General features: G+C 72.4%; 20 protein-coding genes. 7 read left to right on the forward strand and 13 right to left on the reverse strand.

Going from position 1 to position 22,979, the window contains the following annotated elements; genetic code table 11:
* Positions 1-133: 133 nt before the first annotated feature.
* Entirely contained in the window at positions 134-1,909 is a 1,776-nt protein-coding gene (locus POL72_RS04335; RefSeq protein ID WP_272093729.1) for a phospho-sugar mutase, read from the forward strand.
* Between the two features lie 14 nt (positions 1,910-1,923).
* On the opposite strand, the gene POL72_RS04340 is transcribed toward POL72_RS04335, so the two are convergent.
* Entirely contained in the window at positions 1,924-2,700 is a 777-nt protein-coding gene (locus POL72_RS04340; protein ID WP_272093730.1) for a chlorite dismutase family protein, read from the reverse strand.
* Between the two features lie 491 nt (positions 2,701-3,191).
* Between POL72_RS04340 and POL72_RS04345 the strand changes: the two genes are divergently transcribed.
* Complete coding sequence (locus POL72_RS04345) at positions 3,192-3,797, forward strand: hypothetical protein (RefSeq protein ID WP_272093731.1); 606 nt, start codon at positions 3,192-3,194, stop codon at positions 3,795-3,797.
* Positions 3,798-4,093: 296 nt separating this feature from the next.
* Entirely contained in the window at positions 4,094-4,840 is a 747-nt protein-coding gene (locus tag POL72_RS04350) for an iron-containing redox enzyme family protein (protein ID WP_272093732.1), read from the forward strand.
* 275 nt (positions 4,841-5,115) lie between these two features.
* Here the strand turns inward: POL72_RS04350 and POL72_RS04355 are convergent, their stop codons facing one another.
* From POL72_RS04355 to POL72_RS04375, 5 genes are all read right to left on the reverse strand, one after another.
* The gene (locus POL72_RS04355; protein ID WP_272093733.1) at positions 5,116-5,499 is read right to left on the reverse strand and encodes a response regulator transcription factor; all 384 of its coding nucleotides are present in this window, start codon (positions 5,497-5,499) and stop codon (positions 5,116-5,118) included.
* A 238-nt stretch (positions 5,500-5,737) separates the two neighbouring features.
* On the reverse strand, positions 5,738-7,348 hold the full coding sequence (aroB, locus tag POL72_RS04360; protein WP_272093734.1) for a 3-dehydroquinate synthase: 1,611 nt from the start codon (positions 7,346-7,348) through the stop codon (positions 5,738-5,740).
* A gap of 5 nt (positions 7,349-7,353) precedes the next feature.
* Entirely contained in the window at positions 7,354-8,538 is a 1,185-nt protein-coding gene (gene aroC, locus POL72_RS04365; protein WP_272093735.1) for a chorismate synthase, read from the reverse strand.
* Positions 8,539-8,590: 52 nt separating this feature from the next.
* Positions 8,591-9,520 (reverse strand): glutamate racemase, encoded by a 930-nt coding sequence (gene murI / locus POL72_RS04370; protein ID WP_272093736.1) that lies wholly within the window; start codon positions 9,518-9,520, stop codon positions 8,591-8,593.
* Positions 9,517-10,914 (reverse strand): homoserine dehydrogenase, encoded by a 1,398-nt coding sequence (locus tag POL72_RS04375; protein WP_272093737.1) that lies wholly within the window; start codon positions 10,912-10,914, stop codon positions 9,517-9,519. The genes murI and POL72_RS04375 overlap by 4 nt, the downstream gene beginning before the upstream one ends.
* Before the next feature lie 56 nt (positions 10,915-10,970).
* Between POL72_RS04375 and POL72_RS04380 the strand changes: the two genes are divergently transcribed.
* The 3 genes from POL72_RS04380 (at position 10,971) to ribA (ending at position 15,942) form a co-directional block, all read left to right on the forward strand.
* On the forward strand, positions 10,971-12,899 hold the full coding sequence (locus POL72_RS04380; RefSeq protein ID WP_272093738.1) for a type VI secretion system contractile sheath domain-containing protein: 1,929 nt from the start codon (positions 10,971-10,973) through the stop codon (positions 12,897-12,899).
* A 588-nt stretch (positions 12,900-13,487) separates the two neighbouring features.
* On the forward strand, positions 13,488-14,939 hold the full coding sequence (locus POL72_RS04385) for an NAD(P)/FAD-dependent oxidoreductase (protein ID WP_272093739.1): 1,452 nt from the start codon (positions 13,488-13,490) through the stop codon (positions 14,937-14,939).
* 235 nt (positions 14,940-15,174) lie between these two features.
* Positions 15,175-15,942, forward strand: coding sequence for a GTP cyclohydrolase II (ribA, locus tag POL72_RS04390; protein WP_272093740.1), 768 nt, complete (start codon positions 15,175-15,177; stop codon positions 15,940-15,942).
* A gap of 110 nt (positions 15,943-16,052) precedes the next feature.
* Here the strand turns inward: ribA and POL72_RS04395 are convergent, their stop codons facing one another.
* The 3 genes from POL72_RS04395 to POL72_RS04405 all read right to left on the reverse strand — a co-directional run bounded on the left by POL72_RS04395 (position 16,053) and on the right by POL72_RS04405 (position 18,344).
* Entirely contained in the window at positions 16,053-16,562 is a 510-nt protein-coding gene (locus POL72_RS04395) for a hypothetical protein (RefSeq protein ID WP_272093741.1), read from the reverse strand.
* A gap of 287 nt (positions 16,563-16,849) precedes the next feature.
* Complete coding sequence (locus tag POL72_RS04400; RefSeq protein WP_272093742.1) at positions 16,850-17,713, reverse strand: phosphatase PAP2 family protein; 864 nt, start codon at positions 17,711-17,713, stop codon at positions 16,850-16,852.
* A gap of 52 nt (positions 17,714-17,765) precedes the next feature.
* Positions 17,766-18,344, reverse strand: a complete 579-nt coding sequence (locus POL72_RS04405; RefSeq protein ID WP_272093743.1) for a TetR/AcrR family transcriptional regulator — start codon at positions 18,342-18,344, stop codon at positions 17,766-17,768.
* A 354-nt stretch (positions 18,345-18,698) separates the two neighbouring features.
* Here POL72_RS04405 and POL72_RS04410 point away from each other — a divergent pair, with 354 nt between their 5' ends.
* Positions 18,699-19,901, forward strand: coding sequence for an acyl-CoA dehydrogenase family protein (locus tag POL72_RS04410; protein WP_272093744.1), 1,203 nt, complete (start codon positions 18,699-18,701; stop codon positions 19,899-19,901).
* A gap of 148 nt (positions 19,902-20,049) precedes the next feature.
* On the opposite strand, the gene POL72_RS04415 is transcribed toward POL72_RS04410, so the two are convergent.
* The 4 genes from POL72_RS04415 to POL72_RS04430 form a co-directional block, all read right to left on the reverse strand.
* Complete coding sequence (locus POL72_RS04415; protein WP_272093745.1) at positions 20,050-20,577, reverse strand: hypothetical protein; 528 nt, start codon at positions 20,575-20,577, stop codon at positions 20,050-20,052.
* Between the two features lie 145 nt (positions 20,578-20,722).
* Positions 20,723-21,298 (reverse strand): glutathione S-transferase family protein, encoded by a 576-nt coding sequence (locus POL72_RS04420; protein ID WP_272093746.1) that lies wholly within the window; start codon positions 21,296-21,298, stop codon positions 20,723-20,725.
* Between the two features lie 102 nt (positions 21,299-21,400).
* Positions 21,401-22,072, reverse strand: a complete 672-nt coding sequence (locus POL72_RS04425; RefSeq protein WP_272093747.1) for a class I SAM-dependent methyltransferase — start codon at positions 22,070-22,072, stop codon at positions 21,401-21,403.
* 126 nt (positions 22,073-22,198) lie between these two features.
* Positions 22,199-22,738, reverse strand: coding sequence for a DUF1348 family protein (locus POL72_RS04430; RefSeq protein ID WP_308738106.1), 540 nt, complete (start codon positions 22,736-22,738; stop codon positions 22,199-22,201).
* Positions 22,739-22,979 lie beyond the last annotated feature (241 nt).

Below are 22,979 nucleotides of genomic sequence, written 5' to 3' on the forward strand. Positions count from 1 at the left end.
GCCGGGAGCCGCCGGCTACGTCGGCGCCGGTCCGGGCGGGCCACCGCGCGTCGTTCGCCGCCCGCGCCGCCGCCGCGCTGAATCGCGCGTGGTCGTGGTGCAAACCACGGCCCGCATGAACTAAATACCAGGGGTGAGCCACGACTTCGTCCTAGAGCCCGCCGAACGCTGGCTTGCCCACGACCCCGATCCGGAGACCCAGAGCGAGCTGCGCCGGCTCATCGACGCGGCCAGGGCGGGCGAGGACGGCGTCCGCGCCGAGCTCGCCGAGCGCTTCGCCGGTCCTCTGGAGTTCGGCACCGCGGGCATCCGCGGCGTGCTCGGGGCCGGCGAGAGCCGGATGAACCGCGCCGTCATCCTCCGCACGACCGCGGGCCTCGCCCGTCACCTCCTCGAAGCGATCGGCGACAAGGCGCGGAGCGCCGGCGTCGTCATCGGCTACGACGGCCGCCGGATGAGCCGCGAGTTCGCGGAGGACACCGCCTGCGCCCTCGCCGCCGCGGGCATCCCGAGCCACCTCTCGCCCGTCCCCTGCCCCACGCCGATCGCCGCGTTCGCTGTCGGCCACCTCGGCGCGGCCGCGGGCGTGATGGTGACGGCGAGCCACAACCCGCCCGAGTACAACGGCTTCAAGGTGTACTGGGACAACGGCGCGCAGATCATCCCACCTCACGACACAAGCATCGCCACGGCGATCGACGCCTCACCGCCGGCGGATCAGGTCCCCCGGATGCCCCTCGACGAGGCGAGGAGGCTCGGGCTCGTGCGCGACTTCCCCGAGGCGCTGGAACGGGACTACCTCGGCGCGATCGGCGGCCTCGCGGTGCGGAGCGACGGGGATCGCGACCTCTGCATCGTCTACACGCCGCTTCACGGCGTCGGCGACCGCCTCGTCCACCGGGCGCTCGGCGAGGCCGGCTTCACGCGCGTGGCGAGCGTGCCCGAGCAGGCCGAGCCGGACGGCGCGTTCCCCACGGTCGCGTTCCCGAACCCCGAGGAGAAGGGCGCCATGGACCTGGCGTTCGCCCTCGCGAAGCAGGAGGGCGCCGACCTCGTCCTCGCCAACGATCCCGACGTCGACCGGCTCGCCGTGGCGGTGAGGCGCCCAGACGGCGAGTACGAGCAGCTCACGGGCAACCAGGTCGGCGTGCTCCTCGGCCATTACCTGCTCACCGAGGGGCGGGCGCAGGGCGAGGACGGGCGCCGGCTCGTGCTGGCCTCCTGCGTCTCGACCCCGATGCTCGGCGTGATCGCCGCGGCGCTCGGGGTTCATTACGAGGAGACGCTGACCGGGTTCAAGTGGATCGCCAACCGGGCGATGGACATCGAGCGCTCGACCGGCGCCCGCTTCGTGTTCGGCTTCGAGGAGGCGCTCGGCTACACCGTCGGCCCGGTCGTGCGCGACAAGGATGGCATCAGCGCCGCGGCGCTGGTCGCCGAGCTCGCGGCGGTGCGCAAGGCCGAGGGCAGGACGCTGCTCGACGAGCTCCAGGCGATCACCCGCAAGTACGGCCTCTACATGAGCGGGCAGCGCTCGTACACCCTGCGCGGCGTCGACGGCCTCGAGAAGATCGCCGCGATCATGGCCGCGCTGAGGAAGAGCCCGCCGGCCGCGATCGGCGGCGTCCCCGTGGTGGCGTGGCGCGATTTCGAGGCGCGCACGCGCACCACGAGCGACGGCCTTGTCGAGCCGCTCGTGCTGCCTCCGAGCAACGTGCTCGTGTACGAGCTCGACGGCGGGAGCCGGCTCATCGCCCGCCCGAGCGGCACGGAGCCGAAGATCAAGTTCTACTTCGACGTGCGCGAGGAGGTCGCCGCGGACGAGCCGCTGGGCGACGCCGAGGCCCGCGCGACGGCGCGGCTCGACGCCCTGGCCCGGGCGTTCTCGGGCCTCGCCGGCATCGGCTGAGAGGAACGGCCCCGTCAGCCGCCCGGGCTGCGGAAGGCGGCGCGGCCGACGAAGAACGGGCCCATCTGGCTGATGAACTCCGAGGTCTGGCGGGTCTTCCGCATCGTCTGCACGATGTGGGAGAGCGGGTGGAGCTCCTTGCCCACGAGCCCGATCACGAACTCGTTGTCGCGGGCGTCGAGGCCGTGGCACGCGAGGCGGATGTCGTGGGCGAGGTCCTGGGCGCCATAGGCCCTGCCGATGGTGCCGTGCTCGCGCAGGATGCTCCCTTGCTCGCGCCCCTCGAGCTTGGAGAACGCGCCGCTGCGGCGGAGCGGATACCACACGGCCCACGGCCAGGCGGGGTTCGAGACGGTCTCCGCCGGGCGCCGGAGCAGCCAGAAGTCGAGGTCCTGCTCGTAGCCGGTCGAGTACGTGCGCCCCAGCATCGTGAAATCGGGGCGAAGCTCCAGGGCCCGGAGCTCGTTGCGGTTGAGCGCCGGGCGGACGGTCTGGACGAAGAAGGCGGGGTCCTCCGCCCATGTGAGCACAGCGATCCCGCGCGGATCGTTGATGTCCTCGTAGACGACCGCGCCGACGCGCTGGGACGAGAGCGCCTGGCCGGCTGCGCGGGTAAGCTCCGCCGGATCGGCGTCGTCGCGGCAACGGAACACGAGCAGCTGCATGAACAGCCGGCGGTCGATGACCTGCGGCCGGCCGTCGCGCGGCGCCCCCCGCTCGGCGACGTCGATGTGCGGCAGCTCGGGCTCCGCGTGGCCGGCGGCGGGCCGGCCCGTGGTGGGTTCGCTCATGGGCGTAGGGGTACCGAGGTTCGCGGAGGACGGCAACTGCCAGGCGCAGCACCTCCGCAGGCGACGCGCAGCCCCCGCCGCGAGCGCCCGTCGCCGCTGCGAGCCCCCGTCACCGCCACGAGCGCCCGTCGACGGCCACGACGCCACGACGACGACGAGCGCGGCACGAAATCACGTAATGCGCATTACACCATTGCGTGTGTTGACGCCTGCGGCGGTCGCCTGGGGTCTGGCGTCTCGGGTCGAAAGGAGAGCTGGACAACCGGCGTGATCTTGCCCAGGGCCACGTCGGCTCGTGTCGTACGGCTGCTCCCACGTAATCATCTCTTGCCATCGAGCCCGACTCACGCTCCCCTGCGAGGTACAACCACGACTCCTGAAGTTGCCCCGACGATGTGCTCCTGGGCAGGGTTTCCCGCCCGGGGGCACGTGCGCCACGCCCGCGATCGGGCTCAGCTTCGCCAGGGCCTTCCCGCCGCAGGTTCGCCGCGATGAAGACGCACGAGACGAAGACCAAGACCTCGATCCCCGCCGGCAGATGCAAAGGAACGTTGCTGGTCAACCTCCGGTCGTTCGTCACGACGAACCGCGACGCCGGTGCGTGGGAGCGCCTGGTGACGTCGCTGCCCAAGTCAGACCGGGACGTACTCTATCAGCCGCTGCTGGTGAGCAGCTGGTATCCGATCGGCGTCTGGAACCGGGCCCTGCGAACGCACGTGCGGACTGCGAGCGACCAGGCCGCCGAGATCAAGCGGTTTGCCCGCTACGTCGCGGATCGCGACCTCAATACGGTGTTGAAGTTCGCGCTCTCGATCGCGATGCCGGACACGATCGTCGCCCGGACTGGAATGTTCTGGTCGCGCTACTTCGACTCCGGGAAGGTCTTCCCGCGCATGGTGAAGCCGCGGGAATGGGTGCTGACCATCACAGGCCCGACCGGCGACGACGAGGGGCCCTCCGCGATGAACTGCGGAGAAGGTGTCTGCGGCTGGGTGGAGCAGGCGCTCCTCCTGTGCGGCGCGTCCACCCCAAAGGTAACCCACCAGCGGTGCCGGTTCCGCGGCGCGACCGAGTGCCTCTCCGAGGTCGTATGGTGAGCGACCTGAGCGAGATCGGCCCTCTTGTCGTTGCGGCGGCGCCCGCGTTTGTCTATTGACTTGCTCCTTCCCCCTGATCCAGACTGGATGCAGGCGGGACACATGTACACGAAGCCTCTCATCGTGAGGTCGTCGTGCTGGCCCTCTCTTCTCTCGTGCTCGGGGGTCAGCATCGTGCCTGCGCCGCGGATTGTCTCCTGACGGCCGCTGGCCGGTCAGCTTGAGGTGATTCGGTGGGGTAGAGACCGGCGGGCAGCCACGAGGGAGATTGACCCAGAAACCCTCCAGGTAATTTCATGCTGTCACCTCGCTCGCAGCGTCACAAGGAAGTCAAGGACAGCCTCAAGGCGACGCCGCACCCGGTCTGGATCGACGACATGCTCGAGTCCCTGGCCGACCAGTGGAAGGCCGCGGTCTACACGCCGCCGATCGCGCGAACGCTGACGGAGCCGATCGATCACGAGACCTGGAGCGTGCTCCTCCGGGAGTTCTTCTGTGTGGTCGAGGCGTTCCCGAAGTACATGGGGCTCAGCCTTGCCAAGACGACGTACGGCCAGTCACCGCGCGACTTCCTGGTGCGCGACTGGCTCATCGGCAACATCCGGGTCGAGGCGTTGCACGTGCGCTGGTACCTCGACTGGGCGGCGGGGCACGGGATCAGCACCGCGGAGATCACGAGCCACCGCCCGAGCCCGGAGGTGGCGTCGCTCTTCGACTGGCTCTGGTCGATCTCCTACCGCGGCTCGCTCGCGGAGGCGGTCGGCGCCGTGAACTACGCGATCGAGGGGATCACCGGCGAGTGGTCTCGCGTGGTGCTGCCGGCCTTCACGAAGCTCTATGGCGAGGGGAGCAAGTCGCTGACGTGGCTCGCGGCGCACGCGAACTACGATGACGCGCACCCGCGCGAGGCGCTCGAGATCGTCAAGCTCGCGACCACCTCTGGCGAGGAGATGCGCCGGGTGCAGTCGAGCATCAGCCGCTCCCTCGAGCTGTTCGAGCGCGCCTTCAAGGCCGTCAGCGTCCCGAGCCGCGGCGGCAGCTGACGCGCCCCCCGCGCCAGCGCCCCGCCGCTGCGCCGGGCCCCGACGGAGATACGAGATCTCCGAAGAAACCTCACAGACCCCAAGGCGAGCGCCACACGGCGACGGCGCGTGACCGCGGCGAAAACCGCCGGGATTCCTACCCAGCCGCACCACGCAGCACGCGAGAAACCGACTGGCGCGAGGAGAGAAACCTCGGAAATGCCGAGAGCGCCAGTCTGTCTCCTCCCCTTCTCTTGGCCTCTTCAGTCCCCCGGGGCAGAGCGGCGGTCACCCGCTCAGCGGCCGTAGACGGCTTTGCGGACCTTTTTCTTGAGATCGTCGAGCACGAAGGGCTTCGTGATGTAATGGCGAGCGCCCGCCTGGATGCCGGCGATGACGTCCATCGGATCCGACTTGGCGGTCAGGAAGATGATCGGCACCCGGCGCGTCGGCTCGTGCTCGCGGAGCCGCTTCGTCATGCTCACCCCGTCGAGCTTCGGCATCATGATGTCCACGATCACCAGATCGGGACGCGGCTCCTGCTGGGCCAGCGCGAGCCCATCGAGCCCGTTCGTCGCGACCACGGTGTCGAACTCGTCGCCGAGGAACCGGGCGATCATCGCCGCCGTGTCCTGCTCGTCCTCCACCACCAGGATTCTCTTCTTCGTCGCGGTCACCATCGGCGCCGGGAAAGATAGCGCGGAGCGGACGATGCGGGCGGTGTGCCGGGATTTTTTTCCGAAGAACGTTGGAAACACATCGATTTATTCACCGACAGCGCAAGCGCCGTCTGCGCCGGAGGCGCTCAGCGACGAGGGCCTTCGACGCACGCAGCCCCGAAAGCATCTCGGGAGAGAACGCCCGGGACCAAACGAGGTCGCGCGTCCGGAGGCGGGAGGCGGAGGTGGCGTGAAGGGATCAGGTCGCGCCGGCGGCGGCGCGCTCGAGGAGCGAGGCGAGGCGATCGAGCGGCATCGGCTCCACGAACGTGCTGCCGATGTCCCGCATCAGCACCGTCCGGACCGACGAGCCCCGGCGCTTCTTGTCGAGCGACAGGAAGCGCAGCGCGGCGGAGACCGGCTCGTCCTCGATCCGGGTGGGCAGGCCGAGCCGCGCGAGCAGGCGGGTCGCCCGGTCGGCCGCCCCGCGGTCGGTCACGCCGAGCGCGCAGCCGACGCGGAACATGGCCACCATGCCGAGCGCCACCGCCTCGCCGTGGGCCAGCCGGACGAACCCGCCCTCAGCCTCGAGGGCGTGCCCGAGCGTGTGGCCGAGGTTCAGGAGGGCGCGGTCGCCCGACTCGCGCTCGTCGCGGGAAACGATGGCCGCCTTCACGGCGATCGAGCGGCGGATGACCTCGGCGAGCACGCCGAGGTCGCGCGCGAGGAGGCGGTCGGCCTCGCGCTCGAGCAGCGTGAGCAGCTCCGGATCGCCGATGCAGGCCGACTTCACCACCTCCGCGAACCCGCTCCGGTAGGCGCGGTCGGTCTCGGTGGCGAGCGCCGCCGGGCTCGCGACGACCGCGGACGGCTGGTGGAACGTTCCGACGGCGTTCTTCGCGGGTCCGAGGTCGACCCCGGTCTTGCCGCCGACCGAGGCGTCGACCATCGAGAGGAGCGTGGTCGGCGCCGCGACCCAGCGGACGCCCCGGAGCAGCGTGGACGCAGCGAAGCCGCCGATGTCGGTCACCACGCCCCCGCCGTGCGCGAGCACCACCGCGCCGCGGTCGGCGCCGGCGTCGATCATCGCCGTCAGCGCCGCCTCGACGGCCGCGAGCCGCTTGTGCTCCTCGCCGGGCTTGAGCACCGTGACGGCCGCGGCCGGCGTCCCCTGCGCCGCGAGCGCGGCGAGCAGCGGCGCGCCCCAGAGGCGGCTCACGTTCTCGTCCGTGACGACGAAGACGGACGTCGGCGCCAGCGCGGCGATGGCGTCCGCCGTGGACGCCGCCCCGTCGGAGGCGATGCGCACCGCGTAGCTCTTGTCGCCGAGCGGCACGAAGAGCGGGCGATCCGCGTAGGCGCGGAGGACCCGCGCCGCGACGTCCGCGGGGGAGACGCCGTCGGTCACGACGCGCGCGTGGGCATCGGCATAGACGGGGGCGCGCGCGGCCAGGAGCTCGCGGATGCGCGCCTCGCGATCCGGCGCGCCGTCGAGGAGCGGGCGGTTGCCGTTCGGCGTGCGCGCGGCGATCGTGCGCGAGGTGGCGGTGAGCGCGACGACGCAGCCGCGCTCGAGCGCCTCGGCGCGGAGCGCGGGATCGACGAGGGCGCCGCCGCCGAGGGCGATGATGCGCGGGCCGCGCGCCGCGAGGAGCCGGCGCAGGGTCGCCGCCTCCAGCGCGCGGAAGCCAGCCTCGCCGCGCGTGGCGAAGAGCGACGGGACGCTCTCGCCGGCCTCCTCGACGATGGCGTCGTCGAGATCGAGGAACGGGAGCCTCGTGCGCGCGGCGGCGATGCGGCCCACGGTGGACTTGCCTGCCCCCATGAAGCCGGTGAGCAGGAGCGGAGGTGCGTCGGGAGGGAATTCCATGGCCTTCAGTAAGAGCGGACCTGCTGGAGGTAGCTGTCGACGTTGCGCGACAGCTCGGTGAGGCTGTCGCCGCCGAATTTCTCGAGCAGGGCGGCGGCGAGCGTGATCGCGACCATCGCCTCGCCGACGACGGAGGCGGCCGCGACGGCGCAGACGTCGCTGCGCTCGAAGGCGGCGTCGAACTGCTCCTTGGTGCGCACGTCGACGGAGGGGAGCGCGCGCTTGAGCGTCGCGATCGGCTTCATGGCGGCGCGGCAGATGAGCGGCATGCCGTTCGTGATGCCGCCCTCGAGGCCGCCGGCGCGGTTCGACGGGCGGGTGAAGGCGTGCGCCCCCTGATCGTAGGCGATGGGGTCGTGCACCTCGGAGCCCGAGATGCGCGCGGCCTCGAAGCCGATGCCGATCTCGACGCCCTTGATCGCCTGGATGCTCATCAGCGCCTGCGCGAGCCGGCCGTCGAGCTTGCGGTCCCACTGCACGTGGCTCCCGAGCCCGGGCGGCAGGCCCGTGGCGATCACCTCGAAGACGCCGCCGAGCGTGTCGCCCCGGTGCGCCGCCTCGCGGATGGCGTCGCGCATCGCCTGCGCGGCAGCGGCGTCGACGCACGCGAGATCCGAGGCGCGGGCGCGCTCCCGGAGCTCGGCGAGCGGGAGCTCCCCCCCGCCCGAGGCGGCGGAGGTCGGCGACGACACCGGGCCGATCGACAGGACGTGGGCGAAGACCTCGACGCCGACGGACCGGAGGAGCTTGCGGCAGACGCCGCCCACCGCGACCCGCGCCGCGGTCTCGCGCGCGCTCGCCCGCTCGAGCACGTCGCGCAGGTCCCGCCGGGCGTACTTCAGGCCGCCGGCCAGATCCGCGTGGCCGGGGCGCGGGCGGGTCAGCGCCTCGGGCGGCTCGGGGAACGGCTCGGGGCCCATCCGCCCGGCCCAGCTCGCGTGATCGCGGTTCTCGATCACCATGGCGATGGGGCCGCCGAGCGTCTCGCCGCCGCGCACGCCGGCGACGAGGCGGACGCGATCGGTCTCGATCTTCATCCGCCCGCCGCGCCCGTAGCCGCGCTGCCGCCGCGCCAGATCCTCGTCGATGTCCTCGGCAAGGAGCGGCATGCCCGCCGGAATACCCTCGACGGTCGCCACGAGCTCCGGCCCGTGCGACTCGCCGGCCGAAAGCCACCTGAGCTGCGTCATCGTGTGGAAAACCTCCTCTGCGCCCGGAGCCCCGAGCGAAGCTTGCTGCGTATTACAGGTCGATCTGCTCCACGTCGACGCTTTGGGCGGAAAAATTGGAAGAATGGCCAGCGGCGTCCCCGCCAACCTGGGTCGGGGAGCGGACAGCATCGCCAACCTGGGTCGAGGAGCTGGCGGCGCCGTCCGCGACGACCGGCTCCCCGAGGAACCTGGCCGCCACGGTGGCGAAGCTCTTCGGTAGATCCGTGACGAGGAGCGAGAGAGCGCCCGGCGTGCTCCGGGAGGTCGCGAGCCCCCGCTCGGCGAGGAACGAGGCCACCTCCTCCGCGGTCGCCGACGCGCTGTCCACGATCGGGAGGGGGCCGCCGGCGAGCGATGCCGTCTCGGCCTCGATCGCGGCGCGGAGCAGCGGGAAGTGCGTGCACCCGAGCACGATCGAGCGGGCTCCCGCGCCGATGAGCGGCTCCAGGTACCGCCGCGCGACGAGCCGCGGGACCTCGCCCTCGACCCATCCCTCCTCCGCCAGCGAGACGAGCAGCGGGGCCGCCTGGCCGGCGACCTCGGTGCGGGTGCTGAGCGACGCCACGGCGCGGGGATAGGCGCCGGACGCGATGGTCCCGGCCGTCCCGAGCACGCCGATCGTCGCGCCGCGCGACGCGGCGACGGCGGCGCGGGCGCCGGGCAGGATGACCCCGAGGACGGGCAGATCCAGCTCGACCCGGAGCATGTCGATCGCGACGGCGCTCACCGTGTTGCACGCGACAACGATCGCCTTGACGCCGCGGCCGATGAGCACGCGCGCGCAGCCGAGCGCGTAGCGGACCACCGTCTCCGGCGACCGCGTGCCGTACGGGACGCGCGCCGTGTCGCCCAGGTAGACGATGTCCTCGGCCGGGCAGCGCCTGCGCAGCGCGCGCACGACCGTGAGGCCGCCGAGGCCCGAGTCGAACACGCCGAGCGGCGCGTCGCCGTGGGACGTCACGGCTCCTCGATGCGGAACAGGTGCACCGGCTCGCGGAGGAACTGCTCGCGCGCGATCGCGTCGAGCGCGTTCCGCACGAGCCCTTCCCGCGCGTCGTGCGTGATGAGCACGACGTCCACCGCGGGCTGAGGAGCGGGCGCCGCGCCCGAGCTCGAGTTCGTCGGCCCCTGCTGCACGATCTGCTCGATGCTGACGCCCGCGTCGCCCAGCGCGCCGGCGAGGCGCCCCATGACGCCCGGCCGGTCCTCGACCGCGAAGCGCAGGTAGTACCGGGAGACGATCTCGCCGAGCGGGCGGACCGCGCGGGGCTTGATCGACATGCCGCGGCCCTGCATGCCCGCGACGCCCGACGCGATCGAGCGCGCGACGTCGAGGATGTCGGAGACGACGCTGACCGCGGTCGGCAGGTCGCCGGCGCCGCGGCCGTAGACGAGCGACGGGCCGACGGCGCGCCCCTCGAGCAGCACGGCGTTGAGCACGCCGGAGACGTTGGCGAGCACGCTCTCCTTCGGGATCAGCGTGGGGTGCACGCGCAGCTCGATAGAATCGCCGAGGTCGCGGCCGATCGCGAGGTGCTTGATGGTGTAGCCGAACCGATCGGCGTAGCGGTGGTCGGCCTCCTCGATGCTCCGGATCCCGGAGGTGTGCACGTCGGCGCTGTCGACCTGCGCCCCGAAGGCGAGCATCGCCAGGACGATCAGCTTGTGCGCCGCGTCGTGGCCGTCGACGTCGAGCGACGGGTCGGCCTCGGCGTAGCCGAGCGTCTGCGCCTCGCGCAGCGCGGCGTCGAACGACGCGCCCGTGTCGCGCATGCGCGTGAGGATGTAGTTACAGGTGCCGTTCAGGATCGCGGTGACGCGCTCGACCCAGTCGCTCGCGAACGCATCCCGGAGCGTCCGGATGATCGGGATGCCGCCGCCGACCGCCCCCTCGAACGCGAGATCGACCTGGCGCGCCGAGGCGCGCGCGAGGAGCGCGGGGCCGTGGGCGGCGAGCAGCAGCTTGTTCGCGGTGACCACGCCCTTGCCGCGGTCGATGGCGCGCTCGATCAGCGCGCGCGCGGGCGTCTCGCCGCCCATCACCTCGACGACGACGTCGATCGTGGGGTCGTCGACCACCTCCTCGGGGTTCGTGGTGAGCAGGTCGCGATCCAGGGCGGCGACGCGCTCCTTCTCGAGGTCGCGCACGACCACGCGCTTCACGACGAGGGGGACGCCCGCGCGCTCCGCCAGGTAACCGGAGTTCTCGGCCAGGAGGCGCAGGACGCCGCCGCCGACCGTCCCGCAGCCGAGGAGCCCGATCTGGATCGGGGCGCCCCCGCGAAGGCGCCTGCGATCGCTGGCGGCGTGGGGTTCAGGGTTCAAGTTCAAGGGCGGACCGCCTTCCGTCTTCATGCGCGCGGAGCTTAGCGCTTCTCGCGCCGAGAGGTGACGCCTATGCTGCGCTGGCCATGACGGAAAAGGGCGTTCTGGGCGACGAGTTCAGGTTCCACGTCGGCGAGGACGGGGGCGCCACGGAACGGGGGCCGCTGCTCCCGCTGCGCGTTCTCGTCGTCGCCGATCTCACCCCGCGCGATCCACACAACGCCGGCGCGAGCCCGCCCTCGGGCGCGATCCGCGTCGACGCGGGCCGCTTCGATAACCTCTTCACGATGCTCCGGCCACGGCTCGCGATCGAGGTGCCGAGCGTGCTCGCGGCGGGCCGGGCGGTGCGCGTCGACCTCGCGCCCGCCGGGCTGAAGAGCTTCCGGCCCGACGCGCTGTGCGCCGAGGTGCCGCTGCTGCGCTCGCTGCTCGACGGCCGCCGGGTCCTGGATCGGCTGCGCGACGGCTCGGCCACGCTCGACCAGGCGCGCGCCGAGCTCGATCGGCTCTGGGGCGGCTCCCCGCTGGTGCGCGACATCCTGGGCCTCCTCCCGGAGCGCCGGGACGCGTCGCCCGGCCGGTCCGCGTCGCCCGTCGCGGACCGGCCCGCGGCGCCGGCGCCCGCGCCCGGCTCGGACGTGGACGCGCTGCTCTCGATGGTCGACCTCGGCGGGGGCGAGGGCGCCGAGGCGGCGCCCCCACCGGCGACGCCGGGCAGCCTCGACGAGAAGCCGGCGGAGGGAGGGCGGTTCTCGGAGCTCATCGCGACCGTGGCGGCGAGCGCCCGCCCGCGCGCTGGCGGGCCCGCTCGGCCCGCGGAGGCGATCGCGCAGATCGAGCGCGCGATCGGCGCGCAGCTCGGCGCGATCCTGCAGCACCCCGAGGTGCGGCGCCTCGAGGAGGCGTGGCGCGGGCTGAGCCTGCTCGTGGAGCGCGCGAAGGGGGCGGAGGGCGTCCGGTTCGACGTCGTGAGCGCGCGGCCCGACGAGGCGGCCTCCGCGCTCGCGCGGGTGCTCGCGCAGACGGCGAGCTCCGAGCCGCCGGCGTCGGCCGCCATCGTGGACGTCGCGATCGACGGCAGCGCCGCGTCGCTCGCGCGGCTCGAGGAGATCGCGCGCGTCGCCGAGGCGCACGCGCTCCCCGCCGTGGTGAACGGCGACGCGCGCCTGCTCGGGGTCGACGATCTCGGCGGCGTCGAGCGGCTCGACAACAAGGCCGCGCTGTTCCGGGCGCCGCACCGCGCGCCGTGGCGCTCCGCTGCAGCGCGGCATGGCGCGCGGTGGGTCGCGATCGCGATGAACCGCGTGCTCGGCCGGACGCCGTACGACCGGTCGACCTCCCGGATCCGGGAAGCGGCGATCGCCGAGCAGCCCGGCGATGAGGGCGGCCGCGTCTGGATCTCGCCGGCGTACGTCGTCGGCGCGCTGATCGCGGGGAGCTTCCGCGAGACCGCGTGGCCCTGCCACGTGACGGGCGCGAAGGGCGGCGGGACGCTCGGGGACCTGCCGGTGCACGAGGTCAAGGGCGCCTACGAGGGCGAGGAGGGCGTCGCGATCCCGACCGAGGCGTTCGTGTCGACGGACACCCAGCGCGAGCTCTCGAAGAGCGGCGTGCTCCTGCTCGCGTCGGCCCCGAACAGCGACGCGGTGTATGTCCTCGCCGCGCCGACGGCCTACGTCCCGCCGGAGAAGCTCACGTACGACAGCCCCACGGCCGAGCCGGAGGAGCGCCTCGAGCGCGTCTCGCTCGTCGATCAGCTCTTCGTCGCGCGCGTCGTCCAGTTCCTGCGCGCGCTCTGCTCGAAGCTGCCCCCGGAGAGCGACCCGGCGGAGGTCCAGCCGGTCGTCGAGGGCGCCCTCTGGGCGCTGTTCGAGAACGCGCCGCCCGCAAGCGTCGAGCTCACCGTGAAGGCCGCCCGCGTCGAGGGCGGCGCGCAGATCGCGGTCACGGTGCGCCCGCGCCGCTTCCTCGGCGTAGGGCTCGACGAGGTGTCGCTCGAGATGCCGCTCGGCTGAGCCCACAGCGCCGGATTGACGCCGCCCGGCGCGCGGGGGAGGATCGCCGGCATGCGGCTCCGCGTTGCGATCCTCCTCGCAGTCCTGAGCACCCTCGTGACCACGTGCCAGCGGCCGGCGGCCCCGCAGGCGCCGACGTCCGACTGCGGCTGCCGCAAGAAGTAGCCCGCCGCCCATCGCGGCGACGACGGGCCACGTCGCGCGGCTCCGGGCGCACGGCATTGTGATGCGCGTCGAGCGCCTCTCGCGAAGACGCGAGGACCGGTGCGTGAGCGGTGCTCTCTCTCACACGCGCCGCGGAACGGCCACCCGCCAGCGGGGGGCGGCGCGTCGATACGGCCTCTCCGCGCCGGCCGCATCGGAGGTCCTGCTTTGATGGCGACGAAGAGCGCAGGAGTGATCGTCGCTTTCACCTCGACGGAGCGCGGCGAGTTGCGTAGTTGCGCAGCTGCTCAGTCGGGCAGCAGCGCGTCGCGCGCGATGTGCGCAGCGCGCGCAACGCGCGTTGACCGCCTCATCACGAAGCGAGCATTGCGCCGGCCTTGCAATCCCCAGGGACGGCCCGAGGATTGCAATCCTGGCGGCTTCATGAAGCCTTGCACCCAGGAGGACATCCGCTCGAGTCGCCCGTTCGCCGGCCGCAGGGCGGTGGTGATCGGTGGGAGCATCGGGGGCCTGGTCGCAGCCCGCGTGCTCGCCGACCATTTCGGCGAGGTGGCCGTCGTCGAGCGCGACGCCATCCCGGATGACCTCCGCGAGGCCCGCAAGGGCGTGCCCCAGGCTCGCCAGCTCCACGGGCTGCTCGCCCAGGGAGAGCGCATCCTGAACGACCTGTTCCCCGGCTTCACCGGGGAGTTGCTCCAGGACGGAGCCATCGCATACGACTTCGGGCTCGGCCTGGCCTGGCACCACCACGGCGCCTGGAAGCCGCGCTTCGAGACGGGGGTGCGGACCGTGTGCATGACCCGTCCGCTGCTGGAGGCGCACGTGCGCCGCCGCGCGTTCGCGCTGCCCAGGGTGCGGCGCCTCGACCAGCGCGAGGTGGTGGAGCTCTCGGCGTCTCCCGATCGCTCCCGGATCACGGGCGTCGTGGTCCGGCAACGCGACGAGGGCGGCCGGATCGAGCGGCTGCCGGCGGAGCTCGTGGTGGACGCCAGCGGGCGCGGCTCGCGCGCGCCGGCGTGGCTCGAGGCGCTCGGCTACCGGCGGCCCGACGAGTCGACCATCCAGGTCCGGGTGGGGTATGCCAGCCGGCAGTACCGGCCGCGGGATCCGGCGCAGCTCCCGTGGAAGTCGCTGTACGTCCTCGGCTCGCCGTCCGACAGCCGGCGGTTCGGCTGCATTGCGCCGATCGAGGGGGGGCGCTGGATCGTGGTGCTGGCGGGCCTTTTCGGCGATCACCCGCCCGCCGATCCCGAGGGCTTCCTGGAGTTCGCCCGGGGCCTGCCCAACGACGCGCTCTACCGGGCGCTGCTCGGGGCCGAGCCGGTGACGGACGTCGCCGTCTCCAAGTTCCCGGCGCACCTCCGGCGGCACTACGAGCGCATGGCGCGGATGCCCGAGGGGCTCGCCGTGCTTGGCGACGCGCTCGCCAGCTTCAACCCCGTTTACGGCCAGGGGATGACGTCGGCCTGCCTCCAGGCGCTGGCGCTCGACGCCGTGCTCAAGGAGCAGCGCCGCCGCGCGGGGCGCGGCGCGATGTCGGGCCTCGGCCGCCGTTACCACGCGGCCGCGGCGAAGGCGGTCGACCTGCCGTGGCGGATGTCCACAGGGGAAGACCTCGCCTACCCCGAGACCATGGGCCGGCGGCCGTTCCTCCAGCCGATCATGCGCTGGTACACCGGGATGCTGCACCGGGCCGCGCAGGTCGATCGCGAGGTCTACGTGCGCTTCGTGCGCGCGTTGCACATGCTCGACGGGCCGGAGGCGCTCCTGGATCCTCGCCTGATCCTGCGCGTGCTGCGCGCGGGGCGGTCCGCGTCGCTGCCCGAGGTGGCCGCGGCCGGCGCGGCCCACCGACGGCGGCCCGAAGACGCCTGAACAGCTGAGCCCGCCGCTTCGCTCCGGCGCGCGACGTCGGCGACGGCTTCGCACCGCGCGAGGGCCGGTGTCGGCAGGACGAACGCGCCGTGATGCCGTGTCGACAGGCCTCCTCCGTCGGAAGGCCGCCTGGCGCGGCGACGGGGCGTTGCCTGGTCGTCGTGTTCTGGTAAGAAGTGCGCGCCTTTACCCACGACGGATCGGCTCGCGAGGCGGCTCCTCGCGGAGGCAGGACATGACCGACTCGATGAACCCGCTGCTGGAGCTCGTCGCCCGCGATCGAGAGCACGACTGCGACGGGGTTGGCCACGTGAACGTCTGCGTGCGGGTGGTCGGCGTCGCCGAGCTGCCGACGCGCGCCGGGCACTTCCGCATCGTCGCGTTCTGGAACAACCGAGACGCCAAGGAGCACATCGCGATGGTGCACGGCGACGTCATCGGCGCCTCGAACGTGCCGACGCGGCTGCACTCCGAGTGCGTGACAGGCGACGTCATGGGCTCGCTGCGCTGCGACTGCCGCGATCAGCTCCTCGAGGGGTTGAAGAAGATCAAGAGCATGGATCGGGGCATCCTGCTCTATCTGCGCCAGGAGGGACGAGGGATCGGGCTCATCAACAAGATCCGGGCGTACGCGCTGCAGGACCAGGGGCTCGACACGGTCGAGGCGAACCTGGCGCTCGGCTTCAGGGACGATGAGCGCGACTACGCCGTCGCGGCGCACATGCTGCGCAGCCTGAACGTGAGATCGATCGAGCTCATCACGAACAACCCCAACAAGGTCCAGCAGCTGACGCAATACGGAGTTTCTGTGGTCGGGCGCGTCCCGCACGTGATACCGCCGAACGATCACAACCGCTTCTACCTGGAGACCAAGGCGAAGCGCTCGGGACATTTCATCGACACGTGGGGCAAGCCGCACCTGGTCGAGCAGAGCGATCCCGTCGTGGTCGACGGGATGTCGCCGCCGGAATCCGAGCCGGCCGAGCCGGCGCCCGCGGGCTGAGGTCCCCGCGGGCGCGGGGGGCCCAGGCTCGGCAGCCTTTGCGGCGGCGAGCCTCCGATCGATGCCCGTCCGGCGCTACGGGGGCGCCGCGCGGCGCTGTCGAGATGGCCTCATGGCGCGGCGCCGGTCAGGCGGCGCACCCGGTCCGCGTGGGGGCTCGCCGGGAAATGCGAGAGGAACGCCCCGGCGCGGGTGCGCGCCTGGTCGGCGCGCCCGCTGCGCAGCAGCGCGTCGATCGCGACGATCTCCCGATCGGCCGCGAGGCGCCCCTCGGGGAACTCGGCCTGGTGCTCGTCGAGCAGGGCGAGCGGCGCCTCCGGCGATCGCGCGAACACCGCCCTGATCTCCGCGAGCCGCCCGGCCTCCCGGAGCAGCTCGTCGCGCTCCAGCAGCGCGGCCGCCGTCGCGGCGGGCCGAAGCGTGGGCTCGCCCTGACCGGCGTTCGCCTGGGGCAGCTCCCGGCCCACGCCGGGCGCGGACCGAGGCGGCAGCTCGACGCCGGGCGCCGGCACGGGCGCCCCGAGCGCTTGATCGCTGCAACCTGCGAGGAGGGCGAGGAGCGGGGCGGCCAGGCCTCCCGCGATCCACCGGGTGTGTGACGAATGGTGAACGACATGCATGTCGTCGACTCCTTCATGGGGCCGAGCTGGCGGACCCCCGTCGAGACGGGCGCGCGAAAGCGCGCGTGCCCATTGCGGGACCGCAGCTCGCCGTCGCCATGGCCGCCAGAGCGGCACGGCGTATTCGACGTAGTGGGCTCGCGCTCCAGCAACGACGGCTCGAGCGCAAGCATTCCTAGCTGACAGGGATAGTGTAAAAATGAACTATCGGTTTGTCAACACTGCTTACTTACGCCGTCCGAAAGCAGCGCTGCCACTTGTCTATGGCCGAATTCGCCCTACTCGGCTCAGAAGGCCCCGGCGACGCCCACGCCTGCGCCGCCGCCCGCCGGCGCGAGCGAGACGCGAAAACGCGGCGTGCCAGGACCGGCAACGCCCGGGCGGGGTGCATGAAACAGAGCCGGGATCAGCACGCCGGAGGCGGCGCCGAACACGGCGCCCGTGAGCACGTCGGTGAAATAATGGCGATCGCCGGCGATGCGCAGGTAGCCGGAGAGCGCGGCGAGCGCCATTCCGTTCGCCCATACCCACGGCGCCGCGCGATAGCCGCGCATCGACGCCACGGTGCCGCTCGCGGCGGCGAGAGAGAAGACGGCCGTCGAGTGGCCGGAGAAGAACGAGAGATCGTCGTCGTTCGGGACGGGGCCCGAGGCCCCCTCGCCCGCGCGGAGCACATCCAGGTTGTCGTAATGGGAATAGGGCCGCTGGCGGCCGACGATGTATTTGGTGATCTGGTTCAGGTCCATCGCCACCACCATCGCCTCTGTGACGATCACGAGATCGGCGGCGATGTTGTCGGAGCGGCCGTCGTACCACGCGGCGAGCGCGGTGAGGCCCAGCGCTGCGGCGGGCGCGACGCCGAGGACCATCACGTTGCTGACATCATGAGCGGTGTTCGGGTTGTCTCTCCAGACCAGCTCGTCGCGGATCGACGTGTCGAGCGCGTTGGCCTCGCACCAGCGGCACGACGCGGGGGCGAGGCCCTTCTTCGCGAGCTCGGACGCGATCCATGAGGCGCCGCCGACGACGGTGATCGGCAGATCGATCTCGGGCAGGTACGTGAGCTCGGGAGACGGGTCGGCGGCGGCGGACGGCGAGGACGAGACGGCGACGAGGAAGGCAGGCAGAGCGAGCGCGGCGGGGGCACGCATGAGGGGCGCGAGCGTAGCCGGGGCCGAGGGGCACGGGAATCCGTCGCGGACGTCAGACGCGCGACGGCCCCGGCGCGGCGAGGAGCAGCCCGTCGAGCAGGCGCGCGTGGGCGTCGTCCACCAGGTCCCGGAGCGCCGCCGGCCCGGCCTTGGCCAGGGCCCCCGACGCCGCGAGGGTCGCGAGGCCGTGGTGCATCGCCCAGATCGGGACCGCGAGCGCCCGCGGATCGCCGGGCGGGAACGCGCCGGCGCGCTGCGCCTCCTCGATGAACCCGAGGAGCACGCCCAGGTTCTGCGCGGTGGCCGCCGTGACCCGCGGGTCGTCCACGTCCACCTCGCCAGAGTACATCACGTGGAAGGGCGCGGGGTGCTCCAGCGCGAAGGCGACGTAGGCGAAGCCGGCCGCCAGGAAACGCGCCCGGAGGTCGCCCCCGGCGCCCTCGAGGGCGGCCGAGATCCGCGCGCCGAGCGCCGCGCTCGCCTGGACGGCGAGCTCGGTCATCAGGGCGCGCTTGTCCGCGAAGTGGCGGTAAGGCGCGGCGTGCGAGACGCCGATGCGCCGCGCGACCTCGCGCAGCGTGAAGCTCGCGTTCCCTTGCTCCTCAATGAGCGAGAGCGCCTCCTCCAGCACGGCGCGCCGCAGGTCGCCGTGGTGGTAGGGCCGGTCGACGGGGGGCGACGCTGGCGCGGGTGAAGGGCGCGACGCGGGTGCGGGTGAGGTGCGCGCGCGCGGACGGCGGCGCCTTGCGGGGGAAGCCACAGCGCAGCCGCACGATACCACGAAGGCCGCGGTCCACCGAGCCGCCGTGCACCGAGCCGCGGGGCGCAGGGCAGCGGGGGCAGGGCCGCGAGCTCACGAGCCGCAGGCGGTCGCGAAGAAAATGTAGGCAGCGGAAACTTTCCCATGTTGTCAGTGTCATCATCAGGCGCGCGGGCGGCCCGGTGGGGCCGGCGCGCTGCACCCGATCCAGGAAAGGAGCCCCGTATGTCCGAGCCCCGTCGATCCCCCGAGCGCGAACGCCTCCTCGCCGCCGTGGAGCGCGTCCGCGGCGTCGCCGCCGCCCACGCCGAGGCCTCCGAGCGGCTGCGCACGCTCGCGCCCGCGGTCGTCGACGCCCTGCAGTCGAGCGGCCTGCTCGCTATGGCCGCGCCGCGCGCGCTCGGCGGCGTCGAGAGCGACCCGCTGACGCAGGTCCAGGTCTTCGAGGCGATGGCGCGCGCGGACGCCTCGGCGGGGTGGTCGCTGATGATCAGCGTGCTGCTCGCCGCGCTCGCCGGGGGCACGCTGCCGGACGAGGGGGCCCGTCAGGTGTTCTCAGGGCCGTTCCCGACGTTCGCAGGGCTCCAGGTGCCGACCGGCCTCGCGCGGCGCGTCTCTGGGGGGTACGTGCTCGAGGGCCGCTGGGCCTTCGGCAGCGGCGTGCGGCACGCGTCGTGGGTGTTCACCTGCGCCATCGCGGCGCCGGAGGGCGGGGCCCCTCCGGCGGGGCCGCCCGAGATGATCAGCCTCGCCATTCCGCGCGAGCAGGTGGTGATCGAGGACACGTGGGACGTGGCCGGCCTGCGTGGCACGGGGAGCGACCACTACCGGATCGAGGGCGCGCTCGTGCCCGAGGCGCGGACGTGCCCCTTCCCGGCGGCTCCGCAGCGGCGCGGCGGCGCGCTGCATTCGCTGCCGCTGATTGCCCTGCTCGCGGCCGGTCACGTCGGCTTCGCGCTCGGCGTCGGGCGGCGCGCGCTCGACGAGATCGCCGCGGTCGCCCCGCGCCGCGTGAAGGCCTGGCCGCAGCTCGCGCTGGGCAGCCACGCGGCCTTCCACATGGACCTCGGGCGCGCGGAGGCGAAGCTCGCGGCGGCGCGGGCCTATGCGTTCGACGCGCTCGGGCGGATGTGGGACCAGGCGCGCGCTGGAGAGGCGCTCTCGGTCGAGGACTGGGCGGCGATCCGGCTCGTCCAGACGTATGCGACCGACGTCGCCGCGGAGGTCGCGAGCTTCGCCTACCGGGCCGGCGGCGGGGGCGCGCTCTACGCGGCGAGCCCGCTGCAGCGGTGCTTCCGGGACATCCACGCGGCGACGCAGCACATCGCCGCGACCGACGACGCCTACGAGTTCGCGGGGCGCGCGCGGCTCGGGATCGCCGAGCTGCACCCGATGCTCGCGCCGCGACCGCCCGCGGGCCGTCCTTGAACACGTTCCCGAAGTGAGCAGACCCGGCTCTCGAAGCCGCCGATGGGCCGGCAGGTCGCCGGATCGAGCCCATGGAGCGCAAGAGCGCGATCGAGGAGGGCGGGATCTACGGGAGTCGTATCATCCGCTCCAGAAGGCGGCCCCGCGCTCAGGGCTGGCTGCCTTCCGGCGGGCACGCGACCCTCTGGGGCGGCGGCGGGTTGCACATGATGACCACGGGAGGGCCTCCGTCGCGAGAGGGCGGAAGCCGCGGGCAGGTGTTCGGGAGAAACTGCCTGCATGTGCCGTCCGGGCCCCGGACCACCCTCGCTCCCTGCGCGGGGTGCGGAAGCGGTCCCTCCTCGCCCTGCGCCGCCGCCGCCCCCCCGCCGTGGGACGCACCCGACGCGGCCGGCGCCGACGTCGTCCCGGCGTCCTGCGACGTCTCCGGTGCCGCCGCGTCCTGCGTCTCCGTCGTCCCGGCGTCGCTGGGCGCCTCCGCATCCCCCACGCCAGACGAATACGTTTGCGGGCGATCCGGGCGCGGCGGGTTGGAGAACAGCTCCGGCGGGTTGGCGATCAGCTCCGGCGGATCGGGCGGCGGCTGGGCCGTGCCACAAGCCGCTGCGCTGCCGGCCACCGTGACGACGAACGAGGACGCGAGCACACGGCGGCGCCGGCGCGGCGAGAGCTTCATGGCGACCATCCTAGGCCCACGGACCAACCGACGTCACCCGAACGGCGATCGCTGCGGCGCGCTCGGCGCGACATCGCATAGCGCCGCCGAGCTCGACGAGGCCGTCAACCTCGTCAACCTCGAGCGCCGCAGCCAGGCGCTGCGCTCATTTCCCCATCTTCATCGCATGCGGACGCGCCTGCAAGCGATCGATGTAGGCCTCCAACCTGGGCCGCCCCGTCGCGTTTCCCCACAGGCGCGCCCACATGAACATCGAGCCGATCATCACATCGGCCGCGGTGAACCGGTCGCCGAACAGATAAGGCCCATCCCCGACCTCGCCTTCGATCACGTCCATGGCCGTGGCGAAATCCGTCCAGCCCCGCTGGGGTCCCGTCTCGAGCTTCATCAGGTGATCGCCCATCGACGGCTCGAGCTGCGACGTCGAGTAGACCATCAACGACAGATAACGCCCCCGCTGCGGCTCGCCGATCCGCGGCGCCAGCCTGGCTTCGGGAAACTTGTCCGCCAGATAGAGACAGATCGCCGCGTTCTCGAAGAGCCTGGTGTCGCCATCCACAAGCGCGGGCAGCTTGCCAGCCGGGTTGATCTTCAGGAACTCCGGCGCCTTGTGCTCCCGCTTCTCGAGGCTGATGGGGACGAGGTCGTACGTGGCACCGCACTCATCCAGCATCCACTTGGTGATCGCTGCACGGCTCTTGGGGTTGTAGTAGAGCTTCATTGCAATCTCCCTCGCAGGTTTGATGGGACGGCCCGGAGCATGGCAGAACGCAACGATGGGTTCTACAGCGGAGTGCAGATTTGTGTGCTACGGACTCAGCCGCTAGCCAGGCGCTCGAGGCGTGCGCCTGAGCTGCAAGGAAAGGAGCCGCGGCGCGTCGCTCCTGAGCGCCTCCGCGTCGCGCCACTCGCCCAGGTGAACGAGCGCGAACCCGGCCCCCAGGCCCGCATTGACGTACTCGGAGACGTCGTGCAGAAACGCTGTCACACGCTCTGGCTGGCCCGTCTCCGGGTCGACGAAATTGGCCTGCCCCCCGCGCATCTGTCGCACGGGGTGCAGCTCGCACAGGTAGAGCTCGCCTCCCGCGCGCAAGACGCGGGCGGCCTCGGCGAAGACCGCGTCGATGTGCTCGATGTGCTCCAGCACGAGCATGGCAATCACGACGTCGGACGAGCCCTCCGCGAGGGGCCAGGAATCGCGGATGTCGTGCTGCACGAAGCGGACGCGGGGAGAATGCACGCGGGCCCTCGCGCGACGCAACATCCCCTCGGAGAAATCGAGCGCGAGTACGCTCCTCGCGTGCTCGTCGAGCCACTGCGTGTTGCGCCCGGTGCCGCAGCCGATCTCGAGCACGTCCCGGCCGGCCAGCGCCAGGCCGCGCTTCCGGAGGACCTCGGCCGCCAGCTCGCGGGTCCGGTTGAAATCGTCATCGTACGTCGCGGCCCAGCGATCGTAGGCCGTGGCGATCTCGGGTTTGTCTGGAGAGCTGGACATGAGCTCGCTCGGACTCCTGTGTCGTTCACCCGCCCAAGGAAACGCCGTCAACCAGGATCGCGAAGGCCTCCCGGTCTGCCGAACGCCCTCGACGCCGGGGAGTCTATCGGGGGGACGGCGGCCATGTCAACAGCACATCACCCGAGCATTCCAGTGGCGAGACCCACCGCAGAGGCGCTCTCGGACCGGCGCAGCGACAGCCGCTACAAGCCGAGCTCGCTCAGCCCAGGATGCTCGTCGGGCCGCCCCGAGCGGCCAGTGGAACTTCCGCTCCTCTGCCGCGATCCGCACGTCATTGATGCTCGCCTCGCGCCGCCGCATCAGCCCCTGCCCATCGAACTCCCACTGCTCGTTGCCGTGGGACCGGTACCAGTTCCCGCTGTCGTCGCGCCATTCATAGGCGAAGCGCGCCGCGATCCGGTCACCGGTGAACGCCCAGACCTCCTTGATCAGGCGGTAGTCCAGCTCCCGCTGCCATTTTCGGCGCAGAAACGCCTCGATCGCCGCCCGTCCCTGGAAGAACTCGGCCCGGTTCCGCCAGCGGCTATCGACTGTGTATGCCTGAGCCACGCGCGCGGGATCCCGACTGTTCCAGGCATCCTCCGCCAGCCGCGCTTTCCGGGCGGCGGTCTCTGCGGTGAAGGGCGGCAGCGGCGGGCGCGACACGACAGGATCTTCGCTCAAGGTGCACCTGAACGAACCTTCCTCGAATCCCCCGTCCCCGGCAACCCCTTTCCACGCGGAGCTCCTCAGGGCCGTACCGCGGACCGGCCGCCCCCGTCCTGCCACCGGCGCGCGTCCGTCGCTCGAGCGCGCCGCCCCCGCGGGGCCGCCTGGCCGCTCCGGCGCACGCGCCGTCGGAGCCGCCGCGACGCTTGGCGCTCGTCCCGGCGGCGAGAGCTCGTTA

It is taken from the genome of Sorangium aterium (assembly GCF_028368935.1).
Lineage (GTDB): Bacteria > Myxococcota_A > Polyangia > Polyangiales > Polyangiaceae > Sorangium > Sorangium atrum.

Bases quoted from the DNA above. Each gene is read 5' to 3' on its own strand.
- POL72_RS04340 (WP_272093730.1), bottom strand. From the start codon at position 2,700: ATGAGCGAACCCACCACGGGCCGGCCCGCCGCCGGCCACGCGGAGCCC.
- POL72_RS04345 (WP_272093731.1), top strand. From the start codon at position 3,192: ATGAAGACGCACGAGACGAAGACCAAGACCTCGATCCCCGCCGGCAGA.
- POL72_RS04350 (WP_272093732.1), top strand. From the start codon at position 4,094: ATGCTGTCACCTCGCTCGCAGCGTCACAAGGAAGTCAAGGACAGCCTC.
- POL72_RS04355 (WP_272093733.1), bottom strand. From the start codon at position 5,499: ATGGTGACCGCGACGAAGAAGAGAATCCTGGTGGTGGAGGACGAGCAG.
- aroB (WP_272093734.1), bottom strand. From the start codon at position 7,348: ATGGAATTCCCTCCCGACGCACCTCCGCTCCTGCTCACCGGCTTCATG.
- aroC (WP_272093735.1), bottom strand. From the start codon at position 8,538: ATGACGCAGCTCAGGTGGCTTTCGGCCGGCGAGTCGCACGGGCCGGAG.
- POL72_RS04375 (WP_272093737.1), bottom strand. From the start codon at position 10,914: ATGAAGACGGAAGGCGGTCCGCCCTTGAACTTGAACCCTGAACCCCAC.
- POL72_RS04380 (WP_272093738.1), top strand. From the start codon at position 10,971: ATGACGGAAAAGGGCGTTCTGGGCGACGAGTTCAGGTTCCACGTCGGC.
- POL72_RS04385 (WP_272093739.1), top strand. From the start codon at position 13,488: ATGAAGCCTTGCACCCAGGAGGACATCCGCTCGAGTCGCCCGTTCGCC.
- ribA (WP_272093740.1), top strand. From the start codon at position 15,175: ATGACCGACTCGATGAACCCGCTGCTGGAGCTCGTCGCCCGCGATCGA.
- POL72_RS04395 (WP_272093741.1), bottom strand. From the start codon at position 16,562: ATGCATGTCGTTCACCATTCGTCACACACCCGGTGGATCGCGGGAGGC.
- POL72_RS04400 (WP_272093742.1), bottom strand. From the start codon at position 17,713: ATGCGTGCCCCCGCCGCGCTCGCTCTGCCTGCCTTCCTCGTCGCCGTC.
- POL72_RS04410 (WP_272093744.1), top strand. From the start codon at position 18,699: ATGTCCGAGCCCCGTCGATCCCCCGAGCGCGAACGCCTCCTCGCCGCC.
- POL72_RS04415 (WP_272093745.1), bottom strand. From the start codon at position 20,577: ATGAAGCTCTCGCCGCGCCGGCGCCGCCGTGTGCTCGCGTCCTCGTTC.
- POL72_RS04420 (WP_272093746.1), bottom strand. From the start codon at position 21,298: ATGAAGCTCTACTACAACCCCAAGAGCCGTGCAGCGATCACCAAGTGG.
- POL72_RS04425 (WP_272093747.1), bottom strand. From the start codon at position 22,072: ATGTCCAGCTCTCCAGACAAACCCGAGATCGCCACGGCCTACGATCGC.